Origin of the sequence: Virgibacillus sp. NKC19-16 (assembly GCF_021560035.1) — a bacterium.
Lineage (GTDB): Bacteria > Bacillota > Bacilli > Bacillales > Amphibacillaceae > Virgibacillus_L > Virgibacillus_L salidurans.
In genome coordinates this window covers 3771599-3791528 of sequence record NZ_CP074373.1, presented here as the reverse complement: position 1 = coordinate 3791528, position 19930 = coordinate 3771599, and the positions used below count along the sequence as shown (strand labels likewise).

General features: G+C 41.4%; 20 protein-coding genes. 10 read left to right on the top strand and 10 right to left on the bottom strand.

Annotated features, from left to right (window positions below; all coding sequences use genetic code 11):
- The first annotated feature begins 56 nt into the window (after positions 1 to 56).
- Positions 57 to 1298 (top strand): S1C family serine protease, encoded by a 1242-nt coding sequence (locus tag KFZ58_RS18905; RefSeq protein WP_235792828.1) that lies wholly within the window; start codon positions 57 to 59, stop codon positions 1296 to 1298.
- 245 nt (positions 1299 to 1543) lie between these two features.
- Here KFZ58_RS18905 and KFZ58_RS18900 read toward each other — a convergent pair whose 3' ends face one another.
- Positions 1544 to 1924 (bottom strand): DoxX family protein, encoded by a 381-nt coding sequence (locus KFZ58_RS18900; protein WP_235792827.1) that lies wholly within the window; start codon positions 1922 to 1924, stop codon positions 1544 to 1546.
- Positions 1925 to 2079: 155 nt separating this feature from the next.
- Between KFZ58_RS18900 and KFZ58_RS18895 the strand changes: the two genes are divergently transcribed.
- Entirely contained in the window at positions 2080 to 3795 is a 1716-nt protein-coding gene (locus KFZ58_RS18895; protein ID WP_235792826.1) for an ABC transporter ATP-binding protein, read from the top strand.
- Positions 3796 to 3988: 193 nt separating this feature from the next.
- Positions 3989 to 4285: a 4a-hydroxytetrahydrobiopterin dehydratase gene (locus tag KFZ58_RS18890; protein WP_235792825.1), complete on the top strand. Its 297-nt coding sequence runs from the start codon at positions 3989 to 3991 to the stop codon at positions 4283 to 4285.
- A gap of 78 nt (positions 4286 to 4363) precedes the next feature.
- Here KFZ58_RS18890 and KFZ58_RS18885 read toward each other — a convergent pair whose 3' ends face one another.
- On the bottom strand, positions 4364 to 4978 hold the full coding sequence (locus tag KFZ58_RS18885; protein ID WP_235792824.1) for a GNAT family N-acetyltransferase: 615 nt from the start codon (positions 4976 to 4978) through the stop codon (positions 4364 to 4366).
- A gap of 197 nt (positions 4979 to 5175) precedes the next feature.
- Here KFZ58_RS18885 and KFZ58_RS18880 point away from each other — a divergent pair, with 197 nt between their 5' ends.
- Positions 5176 to 5937 (top strand): SDR family oxidoreductase, encoded by a 762-nt coding sequence (locus KFZ58_RS18880; RefSeq protein ID WP_235792823.1) that lies wholly within the window; start codon positions 5176 to 5178, stop codon positions 5935 to 5937.
- A 206-nt stretch (positions 5938 to 6143) separates the two neighbouring features.
- Positions 6144 to 6482, top strand: a complete 339-nt coding sequence (locus tag KFZ58_RS18875; RefSeq protein WP_235792822.1) for a YqzG/YhdC family protein — start codon at positions 6144 to 6146, stop codon at positions 6480 to 6482.
- A gap of 3 nt (positions 6483 to 6485) precedes the next feature.
- On the opposite strand, the gene KFZ58_RS18870 is transcribed toward KFZ58_RS18875, so the two are convergent.
- A complete protein-coding gene (locus tag KFZ58_RS18870; protein WP_235794782.1) occupies positions 6486 to 7055 on the bottom strand; it encodes a histidine phosphatase family protein in 570 nt (189 codons plus the stop codon).
- A gap of 539 nt (positions 7056 to 7594) precedes the next feature.
- Here KFZ58_RS18870 and KFZ58_RS18865 point away from each other — a divergent pair.
- A complete protein-coding gene (locus KFZ58_RS18865) occupies positions 7595 to 8185 on the top strand; it encodes a CalY family protein (protein ID WP_235792821.1) in 591 nt (196 codons plus the stop codon).
- A 54-nt stretch (positions 8186 to 8239) separates the two neighbouring features.
- Positions 8240 to 9865, top strand: a complete 1626-nt coding sequence (locus KFZ58_RS18860) for a M4 family metallopeptidase (RefSeq protein ID WP_235794781.1) — start codon at positions 8240 to 8242, stop codon at positions 9863 to 9865.
- 265 nt (positions 9866 to 10130) lie between these two features.
- Here the strand turns inward: KFZ58_RS18860 and KFZ58_RS18855 are convergent, their stop codons facing one another.
- The 5 genes from KFZ58_RS18855 to KFZ58_RS18835 form a co-directional block, all read right to left on the bottom strand.
- Positions 10131 to 11546 carry a vWA domain-containing protein gene (locus KFZ58_RS18855; RefSeq protein ID WP_235792820.1) on the bottom strand — a complete coding sequence of 472 codons (1416 nt, stop codon included), beginning with the start codon at positions 11544 to 11546 and terminating at the stop codon, positions 10131 to 10133.
- 196 nt (positions 11547 to 11742) lie between these two features.
- Positions 11743 to 12609, bottom strand: coding sequence for an SDR family oxidoreductase (locus tag KFZ58_RS18850; protein ID WP_235792819.1), 867 nt, complete (start codon positions 12607 to 12609; stop codon positions 11743 to 11745).
- 457 nt (positions 12610 to 13066) lie between these two features.
- The gene (locus KFZ58_RS18845; protein ID WP_370642515.1) at positions 13067 to 13159 is read right to left on the bottom strand and encodes an SDR family oxidoreductase; all 93 of its coding nucleotides are present in this window, start codon (positions 13157 to 13159) and stop codon (positions 13067 to 13069) included.
- 49 nt (positions 13160 to 13208) lie between these two features.
- Positions 13209 to 14369: a 2-methylaconitate cis-trans isomerase PrpF gene (prpF, locus tag KFZ58_RS18840; RefSeq protein WP_235792818.1), complete on the bottom strand. Its 1161-nt coding sequence runs from the start codon at positions 14367 to 14369 to the stop codon at positions 13209 to 13211.
- Between the two features lie 4 nt (positions 14370 to 14373).
- Positions 14374 to 14940, bottom strand: coding sequence for a GNAT family N-acetyltransferase (locus KFZ58_RS18835; protein WP_235792817.1), 567 nt, complete (start codon positions 14938 to 14940; stop codon positions 14374 to 14376).
- 357 nt (positions 14941 to 15297) lie between these two features.
- Between KFZ58_RS18835 and KFZ58_RS18830 the strand changes: the two genes are divergently transcribed.
- Positions 15298 to 16464, top strand: coding sequence for a TraB/GumN family protein (locus KFZ58_RS18830; RefSeq protein ID WP_235792816.1), 1167 nt, complete (start codon positions 15298 to 15300; stop codon positions 16462 to 16464).
- Between the two features lie 74 nt (positions 16465 to 16538).
- Here the strand turns inward: KFZ58_RS18830 and KFZ58_RS18825 are convergent, their stop codons facing one another.
- Positions 16539 to 16898 carry a Lin0512 family protein gene (locus tag KFZ58_RS18825; RefSeq protein ID WP_235792815.1) on the bottom strand — a complete coding sequence of 120 codons (360 nt, stop codon included), beginning with the start codon at positions 16896 to 16898 and terminating at the stop codon, positions 16539 to 16541.
- A gap of 186 nt (positions 16899 to 17084) precedes the next feature.
- On the opposite strand from KFZ58_RS18825, the gene dacB reads away from it, so the two are divergent.
- Together dacB and KFZ58_RS18815 are read left to right on the top strand one after the other, a co-directional pair.
- On the top strand, positions 17085 to 18605 hold the full coding sequence (gene dacB, locus KFZ58_RS18820; protein ID WP_235792814.1) for a D-alanyl-D-alanine carboxypeptidase/D-alanyl-D-alanine endopeptidase: 1521 nt from the start codon (positions 17085 to 17087) through the stop codon (positions 18603 to 18605).
- Positions 18606 to 18723: 118 nt separating this feature from the next.
- Positions 18724 to 19470: an SDR family NAD(P)-dependent oxidoreductase gene (locus tag KFZ58_RS18815; protein WP_235792813.1), complete on the top strand. Its 747-nt coding sequence runs from the start codon at positions 18724 to 18726 to the stop codon at positions 19468 to 19470.
- An 89-nt stretch (positions 19471 to 19559) separates the two neighbouring features.
- On the opposite strand, the gene KFZ58_RS18810 is transcribed toward KFZ58_RS18815, so the two are convergent.
- Positions 19560 to 19922: a DUF4188 domain-containing protein gene (locus KFZ58_RS18810; RefSeq protein ID WP_441360036.1), complete on the bottom strand. Its 363-nt coding sequence runs from the start codon at positions 19920 to 19922 to the stop codon at positions 19560 to 19562.
- Positions 19923 to 19930 lie beyond the last annotated feature (8 nt).

Genomic DNA, 19930 nt, shown 5'->3' with positions numbered 1-19930 from the left:
GTAATACTATAATCAGTTGCATATGATACTATACACCAAGATAAGGGGATAGATATATGGGATATTACAATCGGAATTACCCGCCAAATCCACATCGTAATAGTAAAAAAAAGCGCGGCTGGCTCGTTCCTGCCATGTTGGGTGTTATTATTGGTATTTTATTAGTGGTTGTAGCATTGCCAGCCCTATCGAATTCAAATTTCTTACCAGATCAATGGGCAGGACAAGCGGACAACAATAACAATAGTAATGATGAAGCGAATATCCAAACATACGATGAGGGCAATAATGTGAATACCAGTGTTAATGTTGATGTTTCCACACAGATAACGGAGGTTGTGGAAGAGGTAACACCGGCAGTTGTTGGTGTCATTAATATTCAACGCCAGGGGGACTTTTGGCAGCAGCAAGAAGAAAGTAGTCAAGCAGGAACCGGATCAGGTGTTATTTATAAAGTTGAAGACGGCACTGCATTTGTTGTGACAAATCAACATGTTGTGCAAGGTGCAGACACGGTCGAGGTCGTTTTATCCGATGACACGCGCATTGAGGCAGAAATACTTGGCGGTGATTTGTTTTCTGACTTAGCTGTACTCCGCATGGACGGATCAGAAGTGCAAGGTGTCGCTGAAATCGGCTCCTCAGAAAATATCAAGGTCGGCGAACCGGCAATTGCAATCGGTAACCCGCTAGGTATGATGTTTTCCAGTTCGGTCACACAAGGGGTCATCAGCGGGACACAACGAACGATCCCACAGGACTTTAACCAGGATGGACGCGCTGACTGGCAAGCAGAAGTTATTCAAACAGATGCTGCCATTAACCCCGGAAACAGTGGTGGGGCACTAATTAATATTTCCGGCCAGCTTATTGGCATTAATTCCATGAAGGTGAATCAGGCTGCTGTGGAGGGAATCGGGTTTGCCATTCCGATTGACGCCGCGATGCCAACCATCCAGGAGCTTGAAGCAACTGGTGAAGTCACACGCCCATACTTAGGGGTAGAAATTTATTCCCTTGATGAAGTCCCACAATCCGAATGGAATAATACCTTAAACCTTCCTGAAGATGTTGAAGGTGGTGTGTATGTGTGGAGTGTTGAGCCTCTATCTCCAGCAGATGAAGCGGGGATGGAGCAACTAGACGTCATCACACAACTTGACGGAGAACCGGTTATGAACATGATTGATTTACGAAAAATATTATATCAGGAAAAAGAAATCGGTGATGAGGTCGTTGTGACATATTATCGGGATGGTGAGCAGGCAGAGGCTACGATAGAGCTTGGTTCACAATAGAGTGCATGAGCTATCTTCTCAGGTGGGGAGATAGTTTTTTTGTATGTGGATTGATAAACGATATTATACACAGCCTGTGCATAAATCTGTAGATAAAAATCTAGATATGGTATAGAACGTAGATTTCTATACAAGATAATCAGGAACATTTGTGCATATGTGCATAATTTTGTGGATAAGTAGAGGTTTTACACAGGGCTCTCCACTTATCCAGTAAGTTATTAACAAGCAATGTGTTTATTTTTTTACGTGACGACTCTTCCACGGACATGCTGTAAAATAAGTAGTAGTAAAATTAACATGACAATATCAAGCCTTGCATCAAAGGCAAAGGATAGAAATCCATCTGCTAACAGGACTGGAATTTTTGTTATAAAGATAGCGCAAAGCATGATTAGAATAAGTGGAGCAACTGCGTACTTTACATACATCCTTCCGACAATAAGCATGCCACACGTAATTTCAGTTATAGCCACGAGAAATAATGTTGTTTCCGGAAAAGGAAGTCCAAGACTGATAAACAGATTTTTAAAATCAGTGACAAGTAATTTTAAAATACCGGATGTTATAAATACATAACCTACTGCATAACAAATCCATTTGATTAAACTCACATTCCATCGCATGGGGAGATCACCTCCAGATCATTGGTTTGTTAGATGTATATGCGGGAGATGAGACAACCTTGACAACCTTTTTAAAAAAGTGAGTCAATCTTATTGCCAAGCCATCCAATTAGCCATATAATTTCCTTTAGACTACAAGAAAAGGAAGTGCACCAGTGATACGTCGTTTTTTCTCTTATTACAAGCCACACAAGCGTTTATTCATTATAGATTTTACCGCTGCAGTCATCGTTGCAATCTTAGAGTTGGCATTCCCGGTTGCTGTACAGTGGTTTATTGATGAACTTTTACCCGGGGATAATTGGGGCCTGATCGTGACGGTAAGTATTTTGCTGTTATTGATCTATTTAGTTAGTACATTCCTGCAGTATATCGTGACATATTTAGGCCATAAACTCGGGATAAACATTGAAACAGATATGCGGCATGATTTGTTTAACCATGTTCAGCGTCAGTCGTTTCGATTTTTTGACAATACGAAGACAGGACATATCATGAGCCGGATTACCAATGATTTATTTGATATCGGTGAGCTGGCACACCACGGGCCGGAGGATTTTTTCATTGCAGCTATGACTTTTGTTGGTGCATTTATCATCATGTTCTTCATTAATCCGACGCTGGCATTGATTATTTTAATTGCAGTGCCGATTCTGATTTTCTTGATTGCATACAGTAATATTAAGATGAACAAGGCATGGGGTAAGATGTATGAGGATATTGCCGGTGTGAATGCACGCGTGGAAGATGCTGTATCGGGAGTGCGTGTTGTTCAATCCTTTACGAATGAAGACTTTGAAATGGAACGCTTTACAAAGGATAACAATAGCTTTCGAAAGGCAAAAATTAGTGCCTATAAAGTGATGGCATTTGTGAATTCCAATATATACATGCTCATGCGTTTGATCACGTTACTCGTTTTAGTTGTCGGCGCTTGGTTAGTTTTTAATGATCGGCTTTCTTACGGGGAATTGGTTAGTTTTGTTTTGTATGTGAACGTACTGTTTAATCCCATTCAAAAAATTACGGCCTTACTTGAAATGTATCCAAAAGGAATGGCCGGCTTTAAGCGTTTTATTGATTTATTGGATTCAGAACCGGATATAAAGAACCGCGAAAACGCGACCGAGGTTGGGAGCTTACATGGTGATATCAAATTTAATGAGGTCACATTTGCTTATGAAAAAACACAGTCGCCTGTACTACATTCACTCAGCTTTGACATTACAGCAGGCGAAACGATTGCATTTGTCGGTCCATCAGGCGCAGGAAAAACCACGATATGCTCCCTGATCCCGCGGTTCTACGATGTCGATCGTGGCAGCATTACAATCGACGGGCTGGATCTGCGTGATATGACGAAGGAATCGCTACGTGGGCAAATTGGCGTTGTACAGCAGGATGTGTTCCTTTTCACAGGTACGCTTCGGGACAATATTGCTTACGGGAAACTTGATGCCACAGATGAAGAAATCAAGCAAGCGGCACGTCAGGCACATATGGAAGAATTTATTGCAGAATTACCTGCTGGCTATGAAACTCAAGTGGGAGAGCGTGGATTGAAGCTCTCAGGCGGCCAGAAGCAGCGGATCGCCATTGCCCGTATGTTCCTGAAAAACCCGCCAATTCTCATCCTGGACGAGGCAACATCTGCTCTTGATACAGAAACAGAAATGATCATCCAAAAAGCATTGAATGAACTTGCCAAAGATCGGACAACCCTTGTGATCGCACACAGACTCGCAACGATTAAAAATGCGGATCGTATTATGGTTGTGACGAAAGATGGCATTGAGGAAGAGGGCAGTCATGAGGAGCTGCTGGAGCGTGACGGGATATTTGCACATTTGCATCGGGTGCAGATGCGGTAATAATGGGTTTTCTCCTCTTTTTTTGAAGTACATATTATCCACAAAAATCTGTGGATAATATGTGCATAAGTTTGAAAATTATAGCATTCGTCTGAAATATTTAGCAGGTAAGAAAGCAAATAACACTTTCTAAAAAATCCCTTTAACATATGCTAAGTTTTCTAATTAAACTGGAAGAAAGGAAGTGAAATTAATGGAGCGATTAACTGAAGAACAAATAGCGAAGGAACTTGAAAATCTTCCGGATTGGAGGCGACTCGATGAAAAATGGATCGAGCGCAGGTATCGATTTAGAAATTACCTGGCTGGCGTAGGCTTTGTAGATCAGGTTGCTGCATATGCGGAAGGCAAAAATCACCATCCGTTCATTTCTATTGATTATAAAGTTGTCACGTTAAAGATTTCGTCATGGCAGGCAAAGGGATTAACAGATCTCGATATGGAAATGGTTAAGCATTTTGATGAATTGTATGAGCAAGCACAGAAGTAATTTTGCGAATGACACTCAAATTTTGTCGATATTTCCCGGGAAATGATGAAAACCCCCTCTTTGGATATGAGGGGTTCATCAACTTTTCATTTCCTTTTTCATATACAATCTTTTAGCGAAGCCAATTTTCTCATGGAAAATCAATTGTTTCCTCGTTTTATAAACCCTAAATCCTAAATTTTTATAAACCCTAAATCCTAAATTTTTATAAACAAAAACTGCACTTTTATTCGCTCCCATGGCTTCGAGTATGAACTCCTCGTATGGGAGCTCTGATAGGATATGATTAATTAATTGTGTTGCAACTCCCTTACCCCTATATTCACTTGCAGTTGCAACCTTTTCAATATTGCATTGGTTTTTCTTAATATGAGTACTTTTCTTGTTTAAGATAGAAGTGAGCAATCGACCTTTCAGATTCCCGAATTCCTCTTTCATGAATTCTTTGTCTACTATTTGTGAGGCCTGCGTTTTTGTTGCGAATGCTGTAATACCAACTACTTCTCTGTTGTTGTCTAATGCGACGAAGAAATGTTCTTTGATTAGTGAAGGGGCAAATATGCGAATAAGCTTATCCTTATCACTTGAGATAATGTTCAATTCATCATAAAACCCATTAACAAAAATCTGGCATACTTGTTCTATATATGCATCTTCAAGGTCGGAAAGTCGTTTGAACGTGAATTCGCCCATGTAGATAGCCTCCTGTTACCTAAAATAGTAAGCTTTCAAAGAACTGTTCACAAAACGTTTACTTTCATTTTATCATATTTCTGTTCTAATAATTGATGTCATAGCCTTAGCTCATTATAATTAATTATAGAAGAGTTTTACATTTTCTATCCTTGATTCAAAGTAGATTTTTAACCAATAAAAAGGAGACATGCATGATGAGACTAGAAGGAAAAGTTGCTGTTGTAACAGGTGGAGCATCAGGAATGGGTAAAGCTATTGCTGAATTGTATGCAAAAGAAGGCGCCAAAGTAGTCGTTTCCGATATTAACTTAGAGGGTGCTGATGAAGTAGTTTCGGAAATCACTGCCAACGGTGGTATAGCAAAAGCCGTAAAAACGAATGTTGCAGAGTTAAAAGATATTGAAGAGATGATCGATACAGCGGTTGAATCATATGGCACGTTAGATATTCTTGTCAATAATGCTGGGATCATGGATGGCATGGAACCTGCTGAAGACATTGAAGATGAGAAATGGGAAAGAATTTTTGCTATCAATACGACATCAGTGATGCGCGCAACACGTAAAGCGTTGCCTATATTCCTGGACAAAGGCAAAGGCGTTATCGTTAACACGGCCTCTACTGGAGGGCTAAATGGCGCCCATGCAGGTGCTGCTTATGGCGCATCAAAACATGCTGTTGTAGGCTTCACAAAGAATACAGGATTTATGTATGCCAACAAGGGGATACGCTGTAATGCCATCGCGCCAGGCGGTGTTGAAACAAACATTGGCTCCACGATGAAAAATATTAATGAATTCGGTGCTAGTCGAACGCAGCTAGCACAATCTGTTATGCCGAGAGCCGGTTCATCAGAGGAAATTGCGAATGTTGCACTATTTTTAGCTTCTGATGAATCCAGCTTTGTAAATGGTACCGTTATAACCGCAGATGCAGGTTGGACAGCTGCATTTTAAACAAGGCTGTCGTCTAAAAGATTGTTGCTTTTGACACAAAATATATAGAAGACGATGTAACTTGAAATTAGGATTGCTGCTTTTTACCCGCTAGGAAAAGAGCCTTAAATAAAATTAGCCCCGCTAAATAATGTTTGGCGGTTCTTTTCATTTGTATAAGAAAAACAAATTTGGCACATCCTACATAAAAAAAGGAGTAGACAAAAATGAGAAAATTATTCCTAGCTCTCGGGATGACGTTATTACTGACTTCCATTTCAGCAACACCAATACATATCCATAATACTGCTAGCGCCGAAGACGAAACACCGCCATATGCAAAATGGGGGCGACTCGCAATGAAAGAAACGAAATCGGAGTATCCGGATGCTGATATTGTTGATTATTTGCACGTAGGCAGTCAGACAAGTAATAATGAGACGACTCAAAAATTCAAGTTATGGCTGAAGGAAGAAACAAAGGAATATGGTGTTTTCATTGATATAAAATTTAATAATGAAACCGAAGAGGTTCTCCAAATAACTTTTGAAGAAACCACGCAATAATTTTTACGACAAATGATCCACCAGATTAAAATTTTTCACATTCCATTGATTTTCCTGATAATGGATGTTGCTGATACAGGCATTCAATAATTTCGTTTTATCAGCACCGATTTCCCCATTCGAGATGACCGTTAGAATAACATTAATCACTGCCCCGTGAGCGACAAGCAACACGCTTTTATCGGGGTAGTTTTGTGTGATGGTATCAATTCCGGCCATGACTCTATGCGTAAATGCCTCACTCTCTTCCTGGTTTGGAAAATTTTTGTCCGGATATGCCGTTAATCTTTCTTCCATCGTCATCCGTTCAGCATCCCCGAAGGCTCTTTCTTTAAAGTCTTCCATTTCCACAAATGGGAGATTCAATTTATTGTTAATGATTTCTGCGGTGCGTTTTGCCCGTTTTAGCGGACTCGCGATAAGTACATCATAATCGACCGCACGTAAAAAAGCAGCACATTCCTCAGCCTGGCGAATCCCCTTATCATTCAATGGAATATCTGTCATCCCCTGCAGTCTCCCTCCAGCATTCCAATCTGTTTCCCCGTGTCTGATTAAGCATATTGTTGTGATGGTGGTTACCTCCCTATATAGCTAGTTACCTGATTTCATCTTACCATAATTATTTTTGATTACATAAAAGTATTTTAGGACAAATGGCACTCAAAATGTATGTCTTGCCTATCCACACATGACTATCGGAGCTATTACAAACAATCTTTATAAAGAATTAAGGTTAAAAGGATCAGTTTTTTCATTGTTTTTGAAGTGGATAATTTATCATCTAGGTTTATTTATTCATCTTTTTTCTCTTAATAAAAAAAGAGTTACTAGGTTAATAGTCTTATTACGGTGGAATTCGCTTTAGGTCAATGTTTCGCACAGTCTCTTAAATCTATTATAGTTCTTTCACCCTATGTTGCAAATTATAAAAACACAGTACTAATTAATCAATTTTGACTATTCATAATATTTATGACAAATTGTGACACCTCTTTCATTCATACTCTATTATTATATATTCACGATACGAATTTTAATAGAGAAGCGGAGGTGAAATTTAAGTTACGGGTAAGCACGAAATCATCTATTTTAATTGAGGGGGAAACAGAATGGGTATTAAGAAGAAATTAGGTTTAAGTATGGTTTCAGGAATGTTAGGACTAGCATTAGTTGGTGGTGGCACATTCGCCTATTTTAGTGATCAGGAGGAAACGAATAACACCTTTGCGGCAGGAACATTAGATTTATCGGTTAATCCGGAAGCTATTATCGATATTGATAATCTCAAGCCTGGTGACACGATGATGCGTGAGTTTAATTTATCCAATGATGGGAGCCTGGAAATAGAAAATGTCAATTTAGAAACAAATTATTCCGTAGCGGATATGAATGGTGACAATGATGGTGATTTTGGCGAACATATCAAGGTGAATTTCTTATGGAATTGGGATCAGGAGAGTGAGCCTGTTTTTGAAACGACCTTATATGAATTAAGTGAAATGGATCCGGATGTTGTTAAACGGGATATTTGGGATCCGTTATGGGAGCAAAAGGGCGGTCTCGATTCTGGTGAAACACATGATTTTTGGGTAGAATTCGAGTTTGTTGATAACGGGGAGGATCAAAATATTTTTCAAGGAGACAGCCTCCAGTTGCAATGGATCTTTAACGCCACACAATCAGAGGGCGAAGATATTTAATCATTGAAATGTATCAAGCAAATAACGAACTTAGGGGAGATGAAATAATTGAAAATCAATAAAGGGATACTTTCTTTTACGTTGGCTACCTTCGTTTCTGTAGGAGTAGTTGCGCAGGGATCCGCTGTATATGCTGAGGAAACCAAGGTTCAGTTGAACGACACATATGATACACCTTCCTACATTATTGAAAATTGGGAAGCGCCTGACGGGTTAACGAAGGAAGAAATCGTCCAGGCCTACATTAAGCAAAATAGTGAGGAGTTTAAACTGGAAAGTGATACGAATGTAAACTTTGAAATAATAGATGAACAAGAAGATCAAGAAACAGGAACCTCTCATTTTGTGATTGTTCAAAATTATAACGGCATCCCAATTTATGGGGCTGATCAGACAATAGCTTTGGATGAGAATAATGATGTTACATCCTATTTTGGCCAGGTCATTTCTGATTTAGACAACGAAAATATAGCAACACAATCTAGCGTCTCTAAAGAAAAGGCAGTAGATATATTTAAAACGGAGCTTGAAAAGAAAATAGGTACGGTAGATCAGTATGATGGAGAAATTAATGTAGAACCGTATATCTATGAATATGATGATGCGTTTTATCTTACGTATCTTGTGACAGGTTCTACGACAAACCCTGAAGTTGGTTATTGGCATTATTTCATCGATGCCAGGAATGGGGATATTATTGATTCCTATAATGCCGCCCATACTGCTACGGATACTACTGTTGATAATGGCACCAGCAGTGTTACGGCATTTGGTACAGGTGTCTTTGGTGAAAGACAGAAATTTGTAGCTGAAGCATTTGACGATATGTTTAGACTTTTTGATGAGACTAGAGGAGACGGCGTAGTCACCTATGATAACACAACGGGCACCAATGTGGACTTTATTAGCAGGAATAAAATGTTCACAGATGGTTCAGCAGTAGACGCGCATGCAAATGCACAGACGACATATGATTACTTTTTAGACACATTTGGACGTGATTCCGTTGACGATAATGGGCAGATTTTGATATCTGCCGTCCATGTTGGTGATAACTGGAATAATGCATCATGGAACGGGAGGCAGATGTCGTATGGTGATGGCGACGGGGAGCGATTCCATCCACTTGCTGGAGGGTTAGATGTTGCCGCACATGAAATGGCTCACGGCGTTATTCAACATACAGCAGGTTTGATCTATCGAGATGAATCAGGTGCGCTAAATGAGTCGTTTGCAGATATATTTGGTGCAATGGTGGATCGAGAGGATTGGATAATTGGTGACGATATCATGGCAGATGGCACAATCGGATTACGTTCCATGGAAGATCCAACTGCCCTTATTGAAAGAAGAACTCAAGCCCCCTACCCGGATCATTGGAGCAAGTTATATACAGGTGATTTAGATAATGGCGGCGTGCATATCAATAGTAGTATCAATAACAAAGCTGCGTATCTAATGGCAGAAGGCGGAGAACATTATGGGGTAGAAGTAAACGGTGTAGGACGTGATGCAACAGAACAAATTTATTACCGTGCCCTTTCGCTTTATTTAACGAGTAGTGCTGACTTTAGTATGATGCGGCAGGCAGCTATTGAAGCGGCTTCGGATTTGTATGGAAGTAATTCGGATGCAGTTGCAGCTGTGGAGGGGGCGTATGATGCTGTTGGGGTTTATTAAGGCTTAGTTTACAGGAATATATTTTAGATAGATGGATAGAAAAAAGAAAAAGGGTCTCCCCTGAGTTGCCGCTCTTGGGAGATCCTTTTTTCCTAATTAGCCGTTTATTATTGCAGAGGCCCATCCTGTTGTCCGTTGCTCACCATTGACACAGCGGATCAGGTGATAATATGGACGAATCAATATCCAGTGTTTATTATATCGTATATTCAGAATTACACAATTTTAGAGCACTATTTTGTTATCAGTGGAGGCCTTTTTTCTTCTAATCCGGCGCATTAGCATCATATTTATCCTGGATCTCATCTTTTGCCTCTTCAAATTCTTTATCCTTTATTTCCGAGAGATTATCCCAAGCATCACTACGGAGATCTGAAAGCATATCCAGCCGCTCATTTCTCATGTCATGAAGTTTCATAGAAGTATCTCTGCTGATAGCCTCTCTTTCCCGTTGCAGATACTTAATAGCTTCATTGAAATTATGTCTTTCCATTTTGTGGCTGTCTGACCACTCTGATCGAAAATCGCGCATGGATTGGGCTCTGTCCACATTTTCCATCCTGGCGTCACCCATGGCATTCGCCTTCCACAACCGCCATTCACCGGCAAGCTCGGAAGCCCGTTGAAATTCATCCTGTAGTTGGTCCTGGTTTTCCACATCGGTATATGTACCTTCTGCTGCCTCTGCAACATCCTCCAGTTGCTGCTGGCCTTCATTATCTACATCAAAGCCAATCACATTAGCGACCGGGGTGATATTGGATGCAGCAAGGGTTTCCGCATCTTCTACAGGGTCCCCATCGCACGTTTCCACGCCGTCACTCACGACGTAAATTATATTTGTATTATTTTCCCCATCATATTCCGCCAGATCCGATTCAGCCATCGAAATAGCCTCAGCAAGCGGTGTCCAGCCAGTAGGACTGAATTGTTCCATTGCCTCAGCAAGACCCTCTTCATCATATGGTGCTATTTCATAGACCAGTTCATTGCTTGCACAGGAAACTTCCTTATCTGCCTCCGCATTACTTCCCTCGAAACCATATGCTCGCAGCCCCACATTCGCTTCTTCCGGCAGGCTCTCCGCAAATTCGGTAATTGCTTCCTTCGCCAATTCCATCCGCGTCTGATCCCCCTGATAATTGGCCATACTTCCACTGGAATCGAGAATGATTTCCACATTATAATTTTCTTTGAATGGAACCTCTTCGCCAGCAACTTCAGGACCATTCAATGTAGAACCGCCCCACTGATCAACAACATTCTCCGGATCCGGAAATTCCTCGGCAAATAAGGTTAATAATTTTTGCCAGTACCTGCTAGTCTCTTCCTGACTTATTTCCTCTCCTGATTCAGGGAACTGATCCAGTATTTTTTCAATGTCATCCGACTGCTCCGCAAACTCTTTACCGGAAAATTCACCGCTAGGATAAGTGAGCAGTTCTTCCAAAGTTGTAGGGGGTTCCGGAAGATCAGCGAAAAAATCATCTTCTGTTACTTTTGCTACCTCCTCTGTTTCTGGACTATTCCCCTCTTCCAAATTTCCCCCTTCTACTGTTTCTTCAGCACTTTCGGGTTGCGTGGCATCCCCTGCCGATTCGGATTCGGATTCGGATGCACATCCAGCTATCATGAAAATAAATACTATAAATACAACATACCACCACTTACTTTTTAACACAGATTTCTTCACTCCCTGATAGAATAAAATGAATAATTTAATAGTACCACAACTTGGAAAGGGAGAGAACAGAGATATGATAAGAATGATAGATTTTAGAATCTAAAGTATGGGCTCCTATTATATATAATGTTTAGAACATAAAAATGCAGAGTGCGGGAGAAAGGGATCCCACACTCTGCTCATTATCGAATATTTAGGATGACGTCCAAGACCCACCGTTGATATGAATCGCTTGCCCGGTCATATAAGATGATTCATCAGAAGCAAGCATGACATAAGGCCATGCATGTTCGGATGGCTGTCCCGGGCGTCCCATTAGAGAGTTTTGGCCAAAATTTTCAACACCGTCTTCATCAAAAGAAGAAGGGATAAGTGGTGTCCACACTGGGCCTGGAGCGACAGTGTTGGCACGAATACCTTTGCTGGCAAGGCTTTGGGCGATACTGCGCGTAAAGGAGGTGATCGCCCCTTTGGTTGCGGAATAATCCATGAAGATCGGGTTTCCGCGGTATGCGTTAATCGAAGAGGTGCTAATAATCGAATCGCCTGACTGCATGTGGCGGACAGCAGCTTTTGTTAAATAGAACTGGGAAAAGAAATTCGTCCGGAAAACTTCCTCAAACTGCTCGGATGATATCTCGAGCACATCATTACGAACGTATTGAATCGCCGCATTGTTGACGAGAATATTAATACTGCCAAATTCAGTCACCGTTTTTTCAACTAAATCCTGGCAATGTGACTCTTCTTTAATATCTCCTGGGAGCAAGAGGCATTTTCCCCCTTCAGCTTCTACCAGCTGTTTCGTTTCCTCTGCATCTTCATGCTCATCCAAGTACGAAATCGCGACATTGGCCCCTTCTTTGGCATAAAGAATGGCTACAGCACGACCGATTCCGCTGTCACCTCCTGTGATAAGAGCTGATCTCCCTCTTAATTTACCTGTCCCTATATATTCAGTAGGCTGATGAGGCCTTGGTTGCATTTTTGACTCGATACCAGGCTGCTTGCCCTGGCGTTGACGGGGGGTGCTCCCCTTTTGCATATTTCTAGGATCCATATGTATGTACCTCCTTGTTTCTTTTATTATTCCATTTATAAGGTGAGTGTAAACATTCTAATTGGCTAGACAAAAAATAATTGGTTGTGACAAATGAGCGGATTTTAGGATTATTTTTAGAAGAAAACGAAATTTGTTTTTGGAGGACCGGAAACGGATTAAAGGACTTCCAAAAGATCCAGACGACGTGTAGGCATGTGAAGGGAAGGAAATTTCCTGAGGAAGAATAATTAAGGTATACATGATTTATTGGTGTAAATCCCACTATAAGAGTCTGGGACATAACTAAAACTCTCAGTGCTAAAGATGAATGATTGCGTGATAAGGAAAAGAGAAAAACCCAAACTGACTCGAATTCTAAATAAAGAATGCCTGAATCTAGTTCGGATTTTTCTTTGACTATAACACTTTTGTTCCGGCTTCTTTCTATACATTGTACATTAATTAAAGCAAGAAACTATTCTACTAGTAGACCTCCATCAATAAAGATGTTTGAGCCAGTTATATAGGAAGAATCATCACTCGCTAAGAATGAGACTAACTTAGCAATATCTACAACACCAGTTATTTCCTCGTTTGAAAAATAAAGACTTCATTTACTAGGTAAGGTTAACAAAATCGGGTACTAGAACAGACCCCTCCATTAATCTTCTTGCACTACGGCTCATAACAACTTTTTTTACAGTCCATCCAGTTTCTTCGTCTGCAGCTTCCGCACCAACAGTTAAAGTACCAGATGGGTGACCAAAGCGAAGTTCTGACATAGCGCCACCTAAAATCTTGCTGACAATAGTTCCCGGTATCGAAGCCGCGGCTGCAATTGCTACTGCACCTGTACCGGTCATGGCGTGATGTAGTTTGCCCATTGAAAGAATTCGTGCCAAAATATCAATGTCATTCCAATAAACTTTTTTTCCAGCAGAAGTGGTGTAACGCTTTGCTTCTTCAAAAAATGCAATTTTCGGTGTGTGCTGACGCCTTTTAGCATCTTCCAGGCTGTCCTCTAAACCCATAATGACTGCACTGTGAGCACGTATGGCCTCAAAACGGTTCAGTAATTCTGCATTACTATTTATATCCTCTTGCAGCTCCGTTCCTCTAATCCCCAACGATGATGCTGACACGAATACAGCTGGATTCCCAGCATTAATTAAAGTCGCTTCCACTGCGCCTATACCAGGGACATGAAGGCTATCTACTGGGTTCCCTGTAGGAAACACACCGCCATCGGCACTAGGATCAAGAAATTCCAAATTTATTTCTGCTGCTTGAAAAGTTACCCCGTCAAGCTCGAAATCCCCCAGCTCTTCTACTTTTTCATTCTTTACTGGAACATGAGCTATGATTTTTTTGCCGATATTCCCCTGCCAGATATTAACTGTAGCCATTCCGTTCTTCGGAGCTTCTACCAGACCTCTATGTATTGCAAATGGACCAACGGCCGAAGTAAGATTCCCACAGTTGCCGCTCCAGTCTATCAGCGATTGCCCAATGGATACCTGCCCGAATAAATAATCTACATCACATCCCGACCGTTCACTTTTGCTTAAAATCACTACCTTACTAGTACTTGAAGTTGCACCTCCCATCCCGTCGATCTGCTGTCCATAAGGATCTGGACTTCCCAGAATGCGCAATAATACTTTATCTCGTATTGCTGGATCAGAAGGTAAATCATCTTGCAGAAAAAAGACTCCCTTGCTTGTTCCGCCCCGCATATAAACTGCTGGAATCTTTATTTGTTCTCCCCAATCGCCCATGTTCTTAGTTACCTCCTTTAACAAATCTGCTCCTTTCCCACTCATGCGCAAGCATCCCATAAACCACATAATCCACATAATGATCATACAGCCACTCTGCCTGGCGGATTTCCCCTTCTTTTGCAAACCCAAGTCGCTCGGGGATTGCTCTGCTCTTCTTATTTTCACAGGCTGCACGGATGGCCACTTTATTAAGTTGCAGTTCATAGAAAGCAAAAGATATCAGGGCGCGGCAAACGCTGCTCATAATGCCTTTTCCTTGGTAGCCCTCCGCAAGCCAATAGCCGATGTATCCAACTTTATTCGTCCAATCAAAGCTGTTAAAACCAGCAGTACCGACAAGTTTCCCTTGATAAAATATGCCAGCAGTAAATTCGCTTTCTGCTTCATAAGTCCGTAATGTATGCTCAATGAAGCCGCGGGAATCATCCACTGTTTTTGTATTGTCCACCCAGGAAAGCCACTCGCGTAAATAATCCCTTGAATCATCGATCATCCGAAATAGGTCCTCTGCATCCCCTATCTCAAACAGTCTCAAGTATAATTCCTCATCAACCTCAACCAAGCCCATTAAGGGTCCCACCTTCCAGCTAATTTGTACCTTAATCATACCACAAAAAAAGCCCAAAAAATAAGAAAATTTTCTAAAACAATACCCCTTTTTTGACACTTTCAACGATAATAATAAAAAGAACCCGACCTTACCCTCTTCGACAAAATATGACAAAATGCGGGGCGCGCCTGTCACCACCCGAATTGTTGTTAAGGCACAATATAACATGGGAGCCCTGCTAATCACAGTTGACAAAATCCGACAAATTACGGGTGGTGACAGGCACTGTTCGGGGAATAGATTACTAGGCGTGACAGCTATCATTCATATGGTATAATGGATAAAAATAACTCTTATTCGTTAGGAAGGTACTGCATGAGTGAAGAAAATGTTACTCGAATTCATATAGATGATAGGGAATTTATACTTATTGGGACGGCGCATGTTTCTAAAACTAGTGCTGAAGAGGTGAAGGAAGTTATTGAGGCTGAAAATCCGGATTCTGTTTGTATTGAACTGGATCAAGGCAGGTATAACTCTATCGTAGAGGGAAACAAGTGGAAGGACATGGATATTTTTAAGGTGATTCGCGAAAAGAAAGCAACATTACTTCTCATGAACCTTGCTATATCCTCTTTTCAAAACCGGATGGCCAAGCAATTTGGCATCAGCCCCGGTCAGGAAATGATTCAAGGGATTGACTCAGCGAAGGAAACTGGCGCAGATTTGGTTCTGGCTGACAGAAACATTCAAACCACCTTTTCCCGGGTGTGGCGTAATATTGGTCTCAAAGGAAAGGCTTTGCTTCTCATGCAGGTCATCGGCGGGATTTTCAGTAAAGAAACAATTTCTGAAGCGGACCTGGAGAAAATGAAATCAGAAGACACGCTCAATGCGATGCTTCATGAATTTACGCAAAGCTTTCCAAGACTGAAAAAACCGCTAATCGATGAGCGGGATCAATTTTTATCCCAGAAAATCAAAGAAGCACCGGGTAATAAAATCGTTGCTGTCCTGGGAGCGGCGCATGTACCTGGCATTAAAGAAGAAATCCATAACGACCATGATTTAAAACGCTTATCTCAAGTTCCGCCTAAATCAAACGCACCTAAAATCATTGCCTGGTCTATTCCGATTATCATACTGGCAATTATCGCGTATACATTTTACGCAAATCCATCTGCGGGAATTCAGCAGTCCATTAGCTGGGTGATCTGGAATGGGTCTCTTTCTGCAATTGGAGCGGCTGCGGCCTTAGGACACCCGATTACCATTCTTACGGCATTTATTGCGGCACCGATAACTTCTTTAAACCCACTAATTGCAGCTGGGTGGTTTGCAGGACTCATGCAGGCCTATATCAAACGCCCGAATGTCCGGGATTTTGAAAATCTGACCGAGGATGTTTTTAGTGTAAAAGGATTTTGGAATAATAAGGTGACCCGAATTCTGCTTGTCGTCGTTTTGGCGAATCTCGGAAGTTCGCTGGGAACCTTTATTGGTGGAGCAGATGTCATCCGGTTATTCTTGGAAAATTTATAGAAAAATGAATGCTCGCTCGTCTTAAGGAATATAATATAATGAAGCCTCTCTTAATGTAGAGAGGCTTCTGTCGATCAATAACCAACTTCAACAGCAGCATTAACGATATACATCAAATCATTGTCATCATTTTTATCTTCTAAAATAATCCCGCTCGATGTTGCCATTCCGCCTTCTGTCAGCTCGACGTCAACCGTGCCATATGGAATGGCTCCTTTTATTTTTGCCGTGTCCAGCTTTTCACGGTCGAGTGGCAGTGCAAGTTTGACGGTCACCTTCATGTTTTCAAGTTTTTGCTCGGGAAGGGATTTTTCAATGCCCGGCATGGAGTTATACCAAATCGCATTCTCCACCGCGCGAGTAGCTGCCTTTGTAATGTTTTGCCCATGCACGTCAATACCTGTACCTGTTTGCACAAATAAAACTTGATCCATCTGTAACACTCCTTTGATAGAATCTATATTTGCCTGAAATTATCTACATAATAATGGTACCCGAGGAAGTAATGTATAAAACATGTAGGTACACGGAGCCACCTCAACCAGATCCTACCATTCTAAAATGAGTAATAGAGCGATTTCTATTGTAACCTTTTATATGAAAAAGGATGTGACAAGCGTATGAATTCGAAAAATCACATAAAAAAGTGGCTTTTATTTTTCCTGATTGCAATGCTGGCAGTCATTCCATTCATGAATCAGGAAGAGGGCCTATTTCTAGCAGCATCCGAAGAATCTGCAGATGAAATCAATGCAACGGGAACATTGGAAGAAAAAATGAGGGCTATTCTGAATGATGAGCGTCTGGATGGAGCGGTGACCGGGGTGAGTATCCGGGAAGCAGACACAGGAGAAGTTCTCTACTCTCGTAATGGGGACACCCGACTGCATCCAGCTTCTAATATGAAATTGTTAACAGGTGCAGCAGCGATGGAGATACTCGGAAAGGATTATCAATTTTCAACGGAAGTATTGACGGACGGGACGCTAAGAGGAAACGTCCTGCAAGGCAATGTGTATCTGAAAGGAAAAGGAGATCCAACGCTGTTAAAAGAAGACCTGGGTCAATTTGCAAAGGATTTGAAGGATCAAGGGATTCATAAAATAAAAGGAAATGTGATTGCGGATGATAGCTGGTATGATGACGTCCGCCTTTCTCAGGATCTGAATTGGTCGGATGAGCCTTTTTACACAGGTGCGCAAGTCTCCGCACTCACCCTTTCGCCGGATGAAGACTATGATGCAGGAACGGTGATTGTTGAAGTAAGCGCTGCAGACGGTGAGCAGGCTAAGGTGCGTGTTACCCCTGAGACAGATTATGTCACGATTGTAAACAACACGGAGATGGTTTCAGAAACAGAGGATAAGGATATTTCTATCGAACGGGAGCATGGTTCGAATAACATCATTGTTGAAGGAGAAATGCCAGCAGGTGGATCGGACTTCAGGTCTTGGGCGTCTGTTTGGGAGCCTACCGGATATGCGCTAGACGTTTTCAAAAAATCCTTAGAAGAAAAAGGCATTACATTTACGGGTGACCCGGCGTTTAAGGCGGGTGTTCCGCCTGTAGATGCAACAATCGTAACATCTAAAAAATCCATGCCGATAGAGGATCTGTTCATCCCGTTCATGAAACTGAGCAATAACGGGCACGGGGAAGTTTTGACAAAGGAAATGGGTAAAGTTGTCCATGGTGAAGGAAGCTGGGATAAAGGACTTGAAGTTATTGAAGATACAGTGGCTGAGTTCGGCGTGGACACGGACACGATCATGCTTCGCGACGGATCGGGAATGTCGCATAAAAATATGATCCCTGCGAATGATCTATCGCAAATGCTATATGCGATTCAGGATAAAGATTGGTTCCCGGCATTTGAATATTCCCTCCCAGTAGCGGGAGACGCTGAGCGGTTTGCTGGAGGTACATTGCGCTACCGGATGACAGAAGGGCCAGCAAAAGGAAATGTAATGGCCAAGACCGGTTCGTTGACTGGAGTATCAACGCTTTCTGGTTATGTTACAGCTGCAGATGGGGAAAGGTTGGTGTTCTCTGTAATGATTAATAATCATCTGGATGATTCGGTAGAGGATATTGAAGATGCGATTGGTAATGCGCTGGCTGGGCATGAGTTTGATGAGTGAAAAAAGGCCTAAGTTACTCAGCAAGAGCGGTTTTGCAGAATGGATTGAACATAATCGAGATTTATTCTATACTCGGATAAACTTAGTTGATTAACAAAAAATATACGAGGAGCCTTATATGACTAACGATTTAAACGAAAAAGTTATTCTTATTACTGGAGCTAACCGAGGCCAAGGTAAAGCTATAGCAAAACACCTTGCAGTTTGTGGAGCAACAGTTGCAATTGCAGCTCGAAAATATAAAGATGCCGAGTATGCTGTTAACGATTTAGATGGGATGAATGTCTTTCCAGTTAAACTTGATGTAACAAATGAAGATGACTGGATTAATGCTGTTCGAACAATTATTGACAAAGAAGGAAAAATAGATGTTTTAGTTAATAACGCCGGTATATTAAAAAGAAGCCCACTGGAACAAACATCAGTTGCCGATCTTCAAGATATGCTAAATGTGAATTTAATTGGAGTCATGATGGGCATGAAGACTGTCATACCTTATATGAGACAACAACATAAAGGTTCTATCGTTAATAACGTATCCATATCTTCTTTTGCTCCAATTAAGCATTCTTCGGCATATGCTGCAACAAAATCCGCGGTTGTATCAATGTCAAAAACAGCAGCAATCGAGTTAGGAGATGCAGGCATTAGAGTTAACATGATCCATCCTGGAGGTATTGAAACGTCAATGACGACGAATGGTAATTACACAAAGGAACAGTATAACTCAGTTCCCTTAGGACGAATTGGACAACCTAGTGAAGTTGCTAAAGCAGTGAGCTTTCTTGCTTCAGACGATAGCTCCTATTGCACTGGAACAGAAATTGTTGTCGATGGAGGCTTGACCTTAGGCTCAAATGTATAAAGCCAAGTATGATTAGTTTTGGAAAATTAACTGAAATGACATGGTCCTCTAACTTTTTATCCCCTTTTTTAAAAAGGGAACTAAATTATTCATTTGGTTGTTGTGCTAGACGTCAATCTTTTCTTAGCAGAAACAGTTTCAGCTGTAATCGGCAAATGTTTAGCTGCTTTGCCAAGTCCGTGAAGTGGCATATTTCCGTAGATGGATTCATAATTCCCCTCTGGCACGTAGTAGGTTTCATGGTAGATACCGACCGCGTCCGTGCCCGTCACCTTTTGATTAAAATTTTTCCATGCCGTTAAATGCTTCTGCCCTTTTGCGTAAGCCAGCAGTTCCTCATTTGAACGCCAATAGGAAATCATCACAGTTGTTCGCAGCCCGAAAAAACTTTCCATGGATAGAAAACCAAGTTCATCCTTATTCTCATAAAGCTCTCTGATCATTCCGGGCATTACTACAA